The sequence below is a fragment of the Enterobacter adelaidei genome (genome assembly GCF_041937165.1).
GTDB lineage: Bacteria > Pseudomonadota > Gammaproteobacteria > Enterobacterales > Enterobacteriaceae > Enterobacter > Enterobacter adelaidei.
In genome coordinates this window covers 4,361,742-4,377,480 of sequence record NZ_CP154353.1, presented here as the reverse complement: position 1 = coordinate 4,377,480, position 15,739 = coordinate 4,361,742, and the positions used below count along the sequence as shown (strand labels likewise).

The window sequence follows — 15,739 nt, the reverse complement described above, 5'->3', positions numbered from 1 at the left end:
CCATTGATGGCCATACTCGGATTACAAGGCATCCGTGGCGGGGTGGGTACCACATCCGTGACTGCGGCGCTGGCGTGGTCATTACAGCTTTTAGGTGAGTCGGTGCTGGTTATTGATGCTTGCGCCGATAATTTGCTGCGTATGTCGTTTAACGTCGACTTTACACGTGAGGAGGGGTGGGCCCGCGCGCTGCTCGATGATAAAGACTGGCGGGATGCGGGTATGCGTTATACCTCCCAGCTTGATTTACTGCCTTTTGGTCAATTGACCACTGCGGAACGCGAAAATGAGGCAGCTTATCAGCGTCTTTTTTCGCAATTCACGCTTGCGCTGCAGAGCCTGAAAGAAAAAGGGCACTATAAATGGATCCTGCTGGATCTGCCGCATGGCTCCGGCACGCTGACCCGACAGCTTATCGCGCAGTGCGATCATGTCCTCTCGATCGTGAACGTCGATGCGAATTGCCATATCCGTTTGCATCAGCAAGGGCTGCCTCAGAATGGACATATTCTGATTAACGATTTACGCATTGGCAGCCAGATCCAGGACGATCTGTATCAGGTGTGGCTGCAAAGCCAGCGCCGCTTGCTTCCGATTGTCATCCATCGTGATGAGGGAATGGCAGAATGCCTCGCCTCTAAGCAACCGCTCGGGGAATACCGCAGCGATTCACTGGCGGCAGAAGAAATTCTGACACTGGCTAACTGGTGTCTGTTGAACTTCGCCAACGCGGCGGACCCTGCGGGGAATTCGGTATGAGTCGTCTCGCCAGCTGGTTACTCATCCCGCCGGTCAGTTCGCGTTTGAGCGAACATTACCGGCATTTTCGCCGGCATGGCGCTTCGTCATTTAGCGCGGCGCTCGGCTGTTTCTGGATGATTCTGGCCTGGATGTTCATTCCACTCGAACACCCGCGCTGGCAGCGCATACGTGCACGGCACAGTGAGTTATATCCGCATATTAACCCGGACCGGCCACGGCCTTTGGATCCGGCGCGATATCTTATTCAGGCCATCTGGCTGGTGGCAACGTCCCCCCGGTCGGAGAAAAAAGTGCCGCACTGGCGCAGCTTCTCTCGCGTTCAGCAGTTACGTGAGCGGTACCATCAGTGGCTGGATAGATTGCCCGATAGCGTTACCGATAAGACCAGCCATCTGGACAACCATAAAGAGCTCGGGCATCTTCACCCGGGCTTGCGGCGTTTTATTCTCGGCGTGATCGTCGTCTTCTCGCTCATCCTGGCGCTGGTCTGTATTACGCAACCCTTTAACCCGCTGGCACAGTTCACCTTCCTGATCCTGCTGTGGGGCGTGGCATTGCTGGTTCGCCGTATTCCGGGGCGTTTCTCAGCCCTGATGCTGATTGTATTGTCGTTGACCGTCTCCTGCCGTTACATCTGGTGGCGTTATACCTCAACGTTGAACTGGGACGATCCGGTCAGCCTGGTGTGCGGCCTGGTGCTGCTGTTTGCAGAAACCTACGCGTGGATTGTACTGGTGCTGGGCTATTTCCAGGTGATCTGGCCGCTCAACCGCCAGCCGGTTCCGCTGCCAAAAGATACCGCGCAGTGGCCGTCGGTTGATCTCTTTGTGCCCACCTACAACGAAGATCTGAGCGTGGTGAAAAACACCATTTATGCCGCGCTGGGTATCGACTGGCCAAAAGATAAACTCAAAGTCTGGATCCTCGATGACGGCAACCGTCCGGCGTTCCGCCAGTTTGCGGAAGAGGTGGGCGTAGAGTACATCGCCCGTCCAACTCACGAGCATGCTAAAGCCGGGAACATCAACAACGCGCTGAAGTATGCCACTGGCGAGTTTGTCTCGATCTTTGACTGCGACCACGTGCCGACGCGCTCGTTCCTGCAGATGACCATGGGCTGGTTCCTGAAAGAGAAAGAGCTGGCGATGATGCAGACGCCGCACCACTTCTTCTCGCCAGATCCGTTTGAACGTAACCTCGGCCGTTTCCGTAAAACCCCGAACGAAGGCACGCTGTTCTATGGCCTTGTACAGGATGGGAACGACATGTGGGATGCCACCTTCTTCTGCGGCTCCTGTGCGGTTATCCGCCGCAAACCGCTGGATGAAATTGGGGGTATTGCGGTTGAAACGGTCACCGAAGATGCGCATACCTCGCTGCGTCTGCATCGTCGTGGTTATACCTCTGCCTATATGCGTATTCCCCAGGCCGCCGGTCTGGCAACGGAGTCACTGTCGGCGCACATTGGCCAGCGTATTCGCTGGGCACGCGGCATGGTGCAGATTTTCCGTCTCGATAACCCCCTGATTGGGAAAGGGCTCAAGCTGGCGCAGCGTCTTTGCTACGTCAACGCCATGTTCCACTTCTTGTCCGGTATCCCGCGGCTGATTTTCCTGACTGCGCCACTGGCCTTTCTGCTTCTTCACGCTTATATCATCTACGCCCCGGCGCTGATGATTGCGCTGTTTGTTTTGCCGCACATGATCCACGCGAGCCTGACAAACTCGAAGATTCAGGGTAAATACCGCCATTCATTCTGGAGTGAAATCTACGAAACGGTGCTGGCCTGGTATATCGCCCCGCCAACGATGGTGGCGCTGATTAACCCGCACAAAGGTAAATTTAACGTCACCGCGAAGGGTGGTCTGGTGGAAGAGGAGTATGTCGACTGGGTGATCTCCCGTCCGTATATCTTCCTGGTTTTGCTGAACATCGTTGGCGTTATCGCGGGTATCTGGCGCTACTTCTATGGCCCGGAAAACGAGATCCTGACCGTGTTCGTGAGTATGGCATGGGTGTTCTATAACCTGATTATCCTCGGTGGCGCAGTTGCCGTGTCGGTAGAGAGCAAGCAGGTACGTCGTGCGCATCGTGTTGAAATCTGTATGCCTGCAGCGCTTGCCCGTGAAGATGGACATCTCTTCTCCTGTACCGTGCACGACTTCTCTGACGGTGGTCTTGGGATCAAAATCAACGGTCAGGCGAAAGTGCTGGAAGGGCAAAAAGTTAACCTGCTGCTTAAACGCGGCCAGCAGGAGTATGTCTTCCCGACGCAAGTTGTTCGTGTGGCCGGGGATGAAGTCGGTCTGCAGCTGATGCCGTTGACCAAAAAGCAGCATATTGATTTTGTGCAGTGTACGTTTGCCCGCGCGGATACGTGGGCTCTCTGGCAGGACAGCTTCCCGGAAGATAAACCTCTGGAAAGCCTGCTGGATATTCTGAAGCTGGGGTTCCGTGGCTATCGTCACCTTGCAGAATTTGCCCCGTCGTCGGTGAAAATAATTTTCCGGTCACTTACTTCGCTGGTTTCCTGGGTCGTGTCGTTCATTCCTCGTCGTCCTGAGCGGGATGAGGCGAAGCAGGCGGACCCGGTTATGGCTCAACAATGATGATAACGCGATGAAAACAAAACTTTCCTGGTTATGTGCAGTGGCAATGGGGATGAGTGCAATCCCCGCAACAATGGCTAATGCAGCACCTGATAACGCAGCGGCAACGCCTGCGCCAACGGTGCCTGTCGTCGCGCAAGCAACCGATGCGGTTGTCACTGCGGCACCCGGTCAAACAGAAAATATCACTCCTAACCAGCCAACGGAGGGGAACACCCTGCCGGCAGACAGCCAGGTCATCGGGCAGGTGATGCCGGGCGTTCGGGGAGCGAATGCGCCCGTTGTTGCGGACAATGCCCCGTCACGTGACGTGAAGCTGACCTTTGCGCAAATTGCGCCCCCTCCGGGAAGTATGGTGCTGCGCGGCATCAACCCTAACGGCGGTATTGAATTTGGTATGCGCAGCGATGAGGTCATCTCTAATGCGGTGCTGAACCTGGAATACACCCCATCGCCGTCGCTGTTGCCGGTGCAGTCTCAGCTGAAGGTTTACCTGAATGATGAGCTGATGGACGTTCTGCCCGTCACGAAAGAGCAATTGGGTAAAAAAACACAGGCTCAGGTGCCGATCAATCCGCTGTTTATCACCGACTTTAACCGTATCCGTCTGGAGTTTGTCGGTCATTACCGTGATGTCTGTGAAAACCCGGCCAGCAACACGCTGTGGATGGATGTGGGACGCAACTCCTCGCTGCAGATGACCTACCAGTCACTGGCGCTGAAAAACGATCTCTCAGCGTTCCCCATTCCATTCTTTGACCCGCGCGACAACCGTCCGCTAACCCTGCCGATGGTCTTCGCCTCGTCTCCGGATGTGACCGAGCAACTCGCGGCCACGATTGTGGCATCCTGGTTTGGTTCGCGTTCCGGCTGGCGCGGGCAGAGCTTCCCGGTGATGTACGATAAAATGCCGGACAGAAACGCCATCGTCTTTGCGACCAATGCCAAACGACCCGCTTTCCTGCGCGAGCATCCAGACGTCAAAGCGCCAACCATTGAAATGGTAAGCCACCCGGATAACCCGTACGTGAAGCTGCTGGTGGTCTTTGGTCGTGATGATAAAGATCTGGTACAGGCTGCAAAAGCGATTGCCCAGGGCAATGTCCTGTTCCGCGGTAACAGTGTTGTTGTGGATGAAGTTAAACCACTGCTGGCGCGTAAACCTTATGATGCGCCAAATTGGGTACGTACCGACCGCGCAGTGACATTTGGTGAGCTGAAAACGTATGAAGAGCAGTTGCAGGCGACCGGTCTTGAGCCTGCGCCAATTAGCCTGTCACTGAATCTGCCGCCGGATCTGTACCTGCTGCGTACCAACGGGATTGATATCAATCTGAACTACCGTTACACCGCGCCGGTAACGAAAGACAGCTCGCGCATGGACATCAGCCTGAACAACCAGTTCCTGCAATCTTTCAGCCTGCAAAGTACGCAGGATACAAACCGACTGATGCTTCGCCTGCCGGTGTTGCAGGGGCTGCTGGACGGTAAAACGGATGTCTCTATCCCGGCGCTGAAGCTGGGTGCGGTAAACCAGCTGCGCTTTGATTTCCAGTACATGAACCCGATGCCAGGCGGTTCGATAGATAACTGCGTGACCTTCCAGCCTGTACAGAACCACGTCGTGATTGGTGATGAGTCGACCATCGACTTCTCGAAGTATTATCACTTCCTGGCGATGCCGGATCTGCGTGCATTTGCTAATGCGGGCTTCCCGTTCAGCCGTATGGCCGATCTCTCTGAATCCATTGTCGTTATGCCAAAAGCGCCAAATGAAGGGCAGGTGACAACGCTGCTGGATACCATGGCGACCGTCGGCGCACAGACGGGCTTACCGGCAATTAACGTCACGTTGACTGATGATGGTAGCCAGATCCAAAACAAAGATGCTGACATCATGCTGATCGGTACCATCCCGGATAAGCTGAAGGATGACAAACGTATCGATCTGCTGGTGAAAGCGGCTCAGTCGTGGGTTAACACCCCGATGCGCCAGACCGAGTTCCCGAGCATCATGCCGGATGTTAACGATCGCCAGGCCAGCGTGCAGACGGCCGTAACGTCTCAGGGAGCCATGGCCGCAGTTGTGGGCTTCCAGTCACCTTACAACGAGCAGCGTAGCGTTGTGGCTCTCCTCGCGGACAGCCCGCGTGGGTATGAACTGCTCAATACCGCGATGAACGACAGCGGTAAACGTGCCGCGATGTTTGGTTCGGTATCGGTAATACGTGAGTCTGGCGTCAATAGCCTGCGCGTAGGTGATGTGTATTACGTCGGTCATCTGCCATGGTTCGAACGTCTGTGGTATGCGCTGGCTAACCATCCGGTTCTGCTCGCCATCCTGGCCGCGGTCAGTGTGGTTCTGCTGGCGTGGGTGCTGTGGCGTCTGCTGCGTATCATTAGCCGTCGTCGCCTGAACCCGGATGAGTAAGATGTGATGAAAGCCTTTCGCTGGTGTGCATTAGCAGCGTTGATGCTGGCGGCGCTTCCTCTTCGCGCCGCCTGTACCTGGCCTGCCTGGGAGCAGTTTAAAAAGGATTACATCAGTGAGGGCGGGCGTGTCATTGATCCCAGTGACACGCGCAAAATTACGACGTCGGAAGGGCAAAGCTACGCCTTGTTCTTTGCCCTGGCCGCTAACGATCGCAAAGCGTTTGACCTGTTGCTAACGTGGACGCGCGATAACCTTGCCAGTGGCACTCTCAATGACCACCTGCCGGCCTGGCTATGGGGGCAGAAAGACAAAGAAAACTGGGCCGTCATTGATACCAATTCCGCCTCAGATGCCGATGTCTGGATAGCATGGTCACTGCTCGAAGCGGGCCGGTTGTGGAAACATCCGGAGTATACCCGCACGGGTAAAGCACTACTTAAACGCATTGCCAGCGAGGAAGTGGTAAACGTGCCCGGTCTCGGCGCGATGTTGCTTCCCGGCAAAGTGGGTTTTGCCGAAGAGAAAAGCTGGCGCTTCAACCCCAGTTATTTACCTCCGCAGTTAGCGAGCTATTTCACGCGCTTCGGTGCTCCGTGGACGACCCTTCGTGAAACCAATCTCCGTTTGCTGCTGGAGAGTGCGCCGAAAGGTTTTTCGCCGGACTGGGTGCAGTATCAGAAAAACAAAGGCTGGCGGTTACAGCAGGATAAGACGCTGGTAGGAGGCTACGACGCTATTCGCGTCTACCTCTGGGTGGGGATGATGAGTGATAACGATCCCCAGAAGGCCCGGCTCCTGACGCGCTTCCAGCCAATGGCGGCAATGACAACGAAACACGGTGTGCCGCCGGAGAAAATGGATGTGGCGAGTGGAAAACGCACGGGTAAAGGCCCGGTCGGTTTCTCTGCCGCTATGCTACCTTTTTTACAACAGCGTGATGCCCAGGCGGTTCAGCGCCAGCGCGTTGCAGACCATTTTCCCGATAATAATGCCTATTACAGTTACGTACTGACCCTCTTTGGGCAAGGATGGGATCAGCATCGTTTTCGCTTCACCGCTAAAGGTGAATTAATACCGGATTGGGGCCAGGAATGCGCAAGTTCACAGTAAATCTACTCAGTTTATCGCTTGGCCTGGCATTGATGCCGTTGGCTCAGGCCGCTAACTCTCCGCAGCAGAGACAACTGCTGGAACAGGTTCGGCTGGGTGAATCGACTCAGCGTGAGGATTTGGTTCGACAGTCACTCTATCGCCTTGAGCTGATTGACCCGAACAACCCTGACGTCATCGCCGCACGCTTTCGTTACCTGCTTCGTCAGGGTGATACCGCTGGTGCGCAAAAAGAGCTTGATCGTCTGAAAGGGATCGCGCCGGGCTCCAGTGTTTATCAGTCATCACGTAATACGATGTTGCTCTCCACCCCTGATGGCCGCCAGCAGCTACAGCAGGCCAGATTGCTTGCTACGACGGGGCACACTCAGGAGGCGATTGCCGCCTATGACAAGCTGTTTGACGGCAACCCACCGAGTGGCGATCTGGCGACGGAATACTGGAATGTCGTGGCGAAAGATCCTGCCCGCCGCAATGCAGCGATTAACCAGCTCAAGAAAATAAATACCAGCAGCCCCGGAAATACGCAGCTGCAGGCGACGCTGTCTCAGCTTCTGTTCCAGAGCGGACGGCGCGATGAAGGCTTTGCGGTGTTGCAGGAAATGGCCAAATCCACCAATGGCCGCAATCAGGCGTCAGATTTGTGGTATGAGCAGATAAAAGGCCAGCCTGCCAGCAGCGCCAGTGTGAGCGCGTTGCAAAAATATCTGAGCGTGTTCAGCGACGGGGATAATGTCACGGCGGCACGCTCACAGCTTGAAGCACAACAAAAACAGCTTGCTGACCCGGCGTTCCGTGCGAAAGCGGAAGGGCTGGCCGCGGTGGATGCCGGACAGAGCGGTAAGGCGGTAGCTGAGCTGCAAAAAGCCGTCAGCGCCAACCATGCCGACAGTGAGGCGGTGGGGGCCCTGGGGCAGGCTTATTCCCAGAAAGGCGATCGCGCCCGCGCAGTGGCACAGTTTGAAAAGGCGATTGCCCTCGATCCGCAGAGTGATAACCGGGGTAAATGGGACAGTTTGCTGAAGGTCAACCGTTACTGGCTGCTGATCCAGCAGGGGGATGCGGCGCTGAAGGCGAATAACCCGGCGCAGGCAGAGCGTTACTATCAGCAGGCACGTAATATAGACAATACCGACAGTTATGCCGTGCTGGGGCTGGGAGATGCCGCAGCCGTGCGTAAAGATAACGACGCGGCAGAACGTTATTATCGCCAGGCGTTACGTATGGATAGCGGCAACAGCAATGCGGTTCGCGGACTGGCCAATATTTACCGCGCGCAGTCGCCGGAGAAAGCTTCGCAGTTTATCCAGTCGCTGTCTGCCAGCCAGCGCCGGAGCATTGATGATATTGAACGTAGTCTGACCAACCAGCAGCTTTCAGCCCAGGCAGAACAGCTGGAGAATCAGGGTAAATACGCTCAGGCAGCAGAAATTCAGCGCCGCCGTCTGGCACTCTCTCCTGGCGACGTGTGGATAACATACCGACTGTCGCGCGATCTCTACAGCGCGGGCCAGCGTAGCCAGGCGGATACCCTGATGCGTCAGCTTGCCAGCCAGAAACCGTCTGACCCGGATCAGGTGTATGCCAGCGGGCTGTATCTTTCCGGAAACGATCAGGACCGGGCTGCCCTGGCGCATCTGGACACGCTTCCGCGTAACCAGTGGAATAGCAACATTCAGGAACTGGCCGACCGCCTGCAAAGCAACCAGGTGCTGGAAACCGCCAACCGCCTGCGCGACAGCGGCAAAGAGAAAGAGGCAGAAAATCTCCTTCGCCAGCAACCGACCTCCACTCGAATTGACTTAACCCTGGCAGACTGGGCACAGCAGCGCGGCGATCTTAATGAGGCAAAAACGGCTTACAGTGCCGTGTTGCAGCGTGAGCCGCAGAACGAGGATGCGCTTCTCGGTCTGACTGAAATTTACAGTGCGCAAGGTGACAAGGATGCCGCGCGCGCCGAACTGGCAAAATTGCCAGCCGCACAAAATGGTCAGCCGTTATCGCTCAATATGCAACGCCGGATTGCGATGGCGCAGGCCGGTCTGGGCGATTCCGCTGCCGCAGAACAAACATTCAACAAAATCATCCCGCAGGCCAAATCGCAACCCGGTTCCATGGAAAACGCGCTGGTATTACGTGATGCTGCGCGTTTCCAGGCACAAAACGGCCAACCTCAGCAGGCGCTGGATACCTATAAAGATGCGATGGTCTCGTCTGGCATCACGACGACGCGCCCGACCGACAACGACAGCTTCACCCGTTTGACGCGTAATGACGAAAAAGATGACTGGCTGAAGCGCGGCGTGCGTAGTGACGCCGGTGATTTGTACCGTCAGCAGGACGTTAACGTCACGCTGCAACATGATTACTGGGGCTCCAGCGGTACGGGCGGTTATTCCGATCTGAAAGCGCACACCACCATGCTGCAGGTTGATGCCCCGCTCTCTGATGGGCGTATGTTCTTCCGCAGCGATCTGGTCAATATGGACGCCGGATCGTTTGAGACGAAGGACGGGAAGTACGATCCGACCTGGGGTACCTGTTCTGCAACACCGTGTAGTGGCAACACCCATCAGTCAGACAATGGCGCGAGCGTCGCCGTTGGCTGGCAGAATAAAACCTGGGCGATGGATATTGGTACCACGCCAATGGGCTTTGATGTCGTCGACGTGGTGGGCGGTGTCAGTTACAGCAGCGATCTGGGGCCTATCGGCTATACCGTTAACGCCCATCGCCGGCCAATTTCCAGCTCTCTGCTGGCCTTTGGTGGGCAAAAGGACACAAATACCGGCACCACGTGGGGTGGCGTACGCGCTACGGGTGGTGGTGTGAGTATCAGCTATGACAAAGGTGAGGCGAACGGCGTCTGGTCGAGCCTGAATGCGGAAACGCTGACGGGGAAAAATGTGGAAGATAACTGGCGCGTCCGCTGGATGACGGGTTACTACTACAAGCTGATTAATCAAAACAATGAGCGCCTGACGGTCGGTGTCTCCAACATGCTGTGGCACTACGATAAAGATCTGAGCGGATACTCTCTGGGTCAGGGCGGCTACTACAGCCCGCAGGAGTATGTCTCCTTCGCCTTGCCGGTGACCTGGCGTAAACGCACGGAAAACTGGTCCTGGGAGTTGGGTGGCTCGGTATCCTGGTCCCACTCAAAAACCAAAGACGGCATGCGTTATCCTATCCAGAGTCTCATCCCGGATAACCAGGTGGATGCCAATGGTGACCCGATGTATACCGATAAGCATAATCCCGAAACGGGCAGCAGCTCTTCGGGTACGGGTTATACCGCACGAGCCATTATCGAACGCCGGGTGACCTCCAACTGGTTTGTAGGCATGGGCGTGGATATTCAGCAAGCGAAAGACTATACCCCAAGCCATGCGTTGCTGTATGTACGCTACTCTGCTGCAGGCTGGCAGGGCGATATGGACTTACCGCCGCAGCCGCTTATCCCTTACGCGGACTGGTAATCGGATTTTCCTTAATCCATTTGTAAGTCTCTCTTAATAGCGTAGCAATCGGGTATACTCAGGCGCGCCAGGTTTACACCCTGGTGCGCCCTGCGCTTCGAGTTTTGTGGAGAGTCATTTTGCGTGTCAGCCGTTCTTTAACGATCAAACAGATGGCGATGGTGTCTGCCGTCACCATGCTGTTTGTCCTGCTCTTTTGCGTAATTTTGCTGTTTCATTCTGTACAGCAGAATCGCTATAACACGGCTTCGCAGTTAGAAAGTATCGCCCGCTCGGTGCGAGGCCCACTCTCCGCCTCTATTCTGAAAGGGGATATTCCCGAAGCGGAAACCATTCTGAAACGCATTCAGCCGGCCGGTATTGTGAGCCGGGCCGATGTTGTATTGCCCAACCAGTTCCAGGCGCTGCGGATGAGCTTTATCCCGGAACGCCCAGTCCCAATGATGGTGATGCGCCTGTTTGAACTACCGGTGCAGATTTCACTGCCGGTCTATTCGCTTGAGCGTCCTGCTAATCCGCAGCCGTTGGCCTATCTGGTCTTACAGGCGGACTCATACCGCATGTATAAGTTCGTCATGAGCTGGGTAGTTACGTTAGTGACCACTTGCTTACTTATGACGCTCATTCTGAGCGTCGCGCTGACCTGGTGTATCAACCGGCTGATCGTCCATCCGTTGCGCCATATTGCCCGGGAGCTGAACACGCTCTCTCCGCAGGACCAGATGGGTCATCAACTGAAAGTACCGCGTCTTCATCATGACGATGAAATTGGTATGCTGGTGCGCAGTTATAACCTCAATCAGCAGCGAATCCAGCGCCAACAGGATGAGTTAAGCAACAGCGCCACCCGCTTCCCGGTGTCCGAGCTTCCCAATAAAGCCTTTTTGATGGCGATGCTGGAGCAGACCGTTGCGCGTCAGCAAACCACGGCGCTGATGGTCGTCGCTTGCGAGACCCTGCAGGACACGGCTGGCGTGCTCAAGGAGAGCCAGCGCGAAATACTGCTCCTGACGCTGGTGGAAAAAGTGAAGTCTGTTATTGCTCCTCGCATGGTACTGACCCAGGTCAGCGGTTATGACCTGGTCATTATTGCCAACGGTGTGAAAGAGCCCTGGCATGCGATCACATTAGGTCAGCAAGTACTCACTGTCATTAATGAACGGTTGCCTGTTCAGGGTATCCAGCTTCGTCCAAGCGCCAGCATCGGCATCGCGATGTACTATGGCGACTTGACCGCAGAACAGCTATATCGTCGCGCGTTCTCGGCGGCGTTTACCGCCCGGCGCAAAGGGAAAAATCAGATCCAGTTCTTCGACCCGGAACAGATGGAAAAGGCGCAACAGCGCCTGACCGAAGAGAGCGACATTCTGACCGCGCTGGATAACCGCCAGTTTGCCCTCTGGTTACAGCCGCAGGTGAACTTGCTGACGGGAGAAGTGAAAAGCGCTGAGGCGTTACTGCGTGTGCAGCAGCCGGATGGCTCATGGGAGCTACCGGAGGGGCTGATTGAGCGGATCGAATCCTGTGGTCTGATGGTCACCGTCGGTTACTGGGTGCTTGAGGAGTCCTGCCGTCAGCTAGCTGCCTGGCAGGAGCGCGGGGTAACGCTGCCGCTGTCGGTCAATTTGTCAGCCCTGCAGCTTATGCACCCGACCATGGTTTCAGAGATGCTGGAGCTGATCCATCGTTACCGAATCAAGCCTGATACGTTAACCCTGGAAGTCACTGAGAGCCGACGCATTGACGACCCTAATGAGGCGGTCGCGATCCTGAAGCCGCTGCGCAATGCCGGCATTCGCATTGCGCTGGACGATTTTGGCATGGGATACGCCGGGCTACGCCAGCTTCAGCACATGAAGACCCTCCCGGTGGATGTGCTAAAAATTGACAAAGCGTTTGTCGACGGCCTGCCGGGCGACAGCAGCATGGTGCAGGCCATTATCCAGATGGCGCGCAGCCTGAATCTGCATCTTATTGCCGAAGGAATTGAAACCGAAGCGCAACGCGTCTGGCTGGCAGAGGCGGGCGTGGAGAGCGGACAAGGCTTCCTTTTTGCCCCTGCTGTTCCTTCGGATGTCTTTGAACAACGATACCTTTCTGGCCCTGACAATAACGCAAAAGTGTAATTTTGTTGCTGGCTTGTGCGAGTCAGCTCAAAGTTCTTAACATTTGTGTTTCAAATTTGAACTGAGTTTATTTCTGTCCTGTTATGTGGGTGTTATTTTAAAGCCGCAGGTTAACCATAACCTTACAAAGCCTGTGGTTTTTCTTCCCAAGGACACCTTATGAAAACCTCTCTCTTTAAAAGTCTTTATTTCCAGGTCCTGACAGCCATCGCCATCGGTATTCTGCTGGGTCACTATTACCCTGAACTGGGCGCACAAATGAAACCGCTTGGCGACGCGTTCGTTAAGCTCATCAAAATGGTCATCGCCCCGGTGATCTTCTGTACGGTAGTGACGGGCATCGCTGGCATGGAAAGCATGAAGGCGGTGGGGCGTACCGGCGCTGTGGCACTTCTGTATTTCGAGGTGGTCAGTACCCTCGCGCTGATTATCGGTCTTATTATTGTTAACGTGGTGCAGCCAGGCGCGGGAATGAACGTTGACCCCTCAACGCTGGATGCCAAAGCAGTCGCGGTTTATGCCGAGCAGGCGAAGGATCAGGGCGTCGTCGCCTTCCTGCTGGACGTAATACCTGGCAGCGTCATCGGCGCGTTCGCCAGCGGAAACATCCTGCAGGTGCTGCTGTTTGCGGTCATGTTTGGCTTCGCCCTGCACCGTCTTGGCAGCAAAGGTCAGCTTATTTTCAATGTGATTGAAAGCTTCTCGCAGGTGATCTTCGGCATCATCAATATGATCATGCGCCTGGCGCCGATTGGTGCTTTCGGTGCGATGGCCTTTACCATCGGTAAATATGGCGTCGGTACGCTGGTGCAGCTGGGTCAGCTGATTATCTGCTTCTATATCACCTGTATCCTTTTCGTGGTCGTGGTACTGGGTTCTATCGCTCGCGCGACAGGCTTCAGTATTTTCAAATTCATCCGCTACATCCGTGAAGAGCTGCTGATTGTTCTGGGGACTTCTTCTTCAGAATCGGCGCTGCCGCGTATGCTCGATAAGATGGAGAAACTGGGGTGCCGGAAATCGGTGGTCGGTCTGGTGATCCCGACGGGTTACTCCTTCAACCTTGATGGAACCTCGATATACCTGACGATGGCGGCTGTGTTTATCGCTCAGGCGACCAACAGTCACATGGATATTTTCCATCAGATTACCCTGCTGGTGGTGCTCCTGCTCTCTTCTAAAGGTGCGGCGGGCGTGACAGGCAGTGGCTTTATCGTGCTGGCGGCCACCATTTCCGCAGTGGGCCACCTGCCGGTGGCGGGTCTGGCATTGATTCTGGGTATTGACCGCTTCATGTCCGAGGCGCGTGCGTTAACCAACCTGGTGGGTAACGGCGTAGCCACGGTGGTCGTGGCGAAATGGGTGAAAGAGCTGGATCACAAAAAGCTCGACGACACTCTGAATAACCGTTCAACCGACAGCAAAAATCCTGGCTTAACCTCTTAAACTTGTCACAAATGCCCGTATTCCCTTGTCGGAATGCGGGCTCCTGCGCATAATAACTGTTCATACCTGTCATAATTCGACAAGATTTTTTTTGGGTATATTTCACTTCTGACCGTGACGTTTTGCCGAACGCGCGGTCTAATTGACGTATTTTCATCGTCATCTTTAAGAGTGAGGCGCGTCGCGAGGCACTCTTTTTTAACCAGGAATGTTGATCAGGGGTTCACATGCAGGGCACAAAAATTCGACTCTTAACCGGCGGTTTGCTGATGATGGCAGCAGCCAGTTATGTGCAGGCAGATGCGCTCCAGCCAGACCCGGCCTGGCAACAAGGGACATTAGCGAACGGTTTTCAGTGGCAGGTTTTAGCCACCCCACAACGTCCCAGCGACCGTATTGAAATCCGTCTGTCCGTCAATACCGGCTCTCTCGCGGAGAGCACCCAGCAAACTGGGTTTAGCCACTTTATTCCCCGGCTGGCGCTCACTCAGAGCGGCAGTCTGCAAGCGGTTCAGGTGCGTTCTCTTTGGCAACAGGCCATCGATCCGAAACGCCCACTTCCTCCGGCTGTTGTCTCGTATGACTACACCATGTTTAACCTGAGCCTGCCAAATAACCGCAACGATTTGCTCAAAGAAGCCCTGACGTATCTCTCCGATGCCTCTGGCAATCTGGCGATTACGCCGGATACCGTTAACTATGCCCTGAGCAACAGTGACATGGTGGCGACCTGGCCTGTGGATACCAAAGAGGGCTGGTGGCGTTATCGCCTGAAAGGCTCCACGTTGCTTGGGCATGATCCGGCCGAACCATTGAAACAACCGGTGGATGCTGAACAGGTAAAATCGTTCTACCAGAAATGGTATACCCCGGATGCGATGACGCTGATCGTAGTGGGTAACGTGGACAGCCGCGCGGTGGTTGAGCAGATCAACAAAGCGTTTGGTGATTTGAAAGGCAAACGTGAAACGCCAGCACCTGTCCCGACGCTCTCTCCACTGCGCACAGAACCCGTCAGCATTATGACGGACACCGTCCGTCAGGACCGACTTTCCGTCATGTGGGATAACGCCTGGCAGCCAATTCGTGAGTCCGCGGCGCTGTTGCGCTACTGGCGTGCCGATCTGGCGCGTGAAGCGTTGTTCTGGCACGTTCAGCAGACGCTCAGTAAGAACAGCGTGAAGAATATCGGTCTTGGTTTTGACTGTCGTGTGCTGTTCCAGCGTGCACAGTGTGCCATTAACGTTGAATCGCCGGGCGATAAGCTGAATGCGAATCTGGGTGTGGTTGCGAAAGAGCTGGCGAAAGTGCGCAAAGAGGGTCTCTCTGAAGACGAGTTCAATGCTCTCGTGGCGCAGAAAAAAATCGAGCTGCAGAAGCTGTTTGCAACCTACGCTCGCGCCGATACCGATATCCTGATCAGTCAGCGTATTCGCTCCCTGCAAAATCAGGTGGTGGATATTGCACCAGAACAGTACCAGAAACTTCGCCAGGATTTCCTTAACGGTCTGACCGTCGATATGTTAAATCAGGACTTGCGTCAGCAGCTGTCGCAGGAAATGGCGTTGGTCCTGCTGCAGCCAAAAGGCGAGCCGGAATATGACATGAAGGAACTTCAGACGACCTGGGATTCCATTATGGCTACCGCGCCGCAGCCGGTGCAGGCCACCACGACTGATGATTTACATCAGGATGCGACGGATATACCGCAGGGGCAGTAATTAATACGTTAACACACCCTCTCCCTGTGGAGAGGGTGTCAGCCCGCGCCTT

8 protein-coding genes are annotated in these 15,739 nt (G+C 55.2%); all 8 read left to right on the top strand.

Annotation, left to right across the window (positions count from 1 at the left end; genetic code table 11):
• The first annotated feature begins 6 nt into the window (after positions 1-6).
• Positions 7-759: a cellulose biosynthesis protein BcsQ gene (gene bcsQ, locus AAHF05_RS21285; RefSeq protein ID WP_129324563.1), complete on the top strand. Its 753-nt coding sequence runs from the start codon at positions 7-9 to the stop codon at positions 757-759.
• On the top strand, positions 756-3,371 hold the full coding sequence (bcsA, locus tag AAHF05_RS21280) for a UDP-forming cellulose synthase catalytic subunit (RefSeq protein ID WP_129324564.1): 2,616 nt from the start codon (positions 756-758) through the stop codon (positions 3,369-3,371). The genes bcsQ and bcsA overlap by 4 nt, the downstream gene beginning before the upstream one ends.
• Positions 3,372-3,381: 10 nt before the next feature.
• Positions 3,382-5,802 (top strand): cellulose biosynthesis cyclic di-GMP-binding regulatory protein BcsB, encoded by a 2,421-nt coding sequence (gene bcsB / locus AAHF05_RS21275; RefSeq protein ID WP_108091155.1) that lies wholly within the window; start codon positions 3,382-3,384, stop codon positions 5,800-5,802.
• Between the two features lie 6 nt (positions 5,803-5,808).
• Entirely contained in the window at positions 5,809-6,915 is a 1,107-nt protein-coding gene (gene bcsZ / locus AAHF05_RS21270; protein ID WP_129324615.1) for a cellulose synthase complex periplasmic endoglucanase BcsZ, read from the top strand.
• Complete coding sequence (gene bcsC, locus AAHF05_RS21265) at positions 6,897-10,394, top strand: cellulose synthase complex outer membrane protein BcsC (RefSeq protein ID WP_129324565.1); 3,498 nt, start codon at positions 6,897-6,899, stop codon at positions 10,392-10,394. Before bcsZ ends, bcsC begins: the two co-directional genes overlap by 19 nt.
• A 119-nt stretch (positions 10,395-10,513) precedes the next feature.
• Entirely contained in the window at positions 10,514-12,520 is a 2,007-nt protein-coding gene (hmsP, locus tag AAHF05_RS21260) for a biofilm formation regulator HmsP (RefSeq protein ID WP_028018355.1), read from the top strand.
• Between the two features lie 159 nt (positions 12,521-12,679).
• Positions 12,680-13,966 (top strand): dicarboxylate/amino acid:cation symporter, encoded by a 1,287-nt coding sequence (locus AAHF05_RS21255; RefSeq protein WP_028018354.1) that lies wholly within the window; start codon positions 12,680-12,682, stop codon positions 13,964-13,966.
• A gap of 227 nt (positions 13,967-14,193) precedes the next feature.
• Positions 14,194-15,687 (top strand): pitrilysin family protein, encoded by a 1,494-nt coding sequence (locus AAHF05_RS21250; RefSeq protein WP_129324566.1) that lies wholly within the window; start codon positions 14,194-14,196, stop codon positions 15,685-15,687.
• Positions 15,688-15,739: the final 52 nt, after the last annotated feature.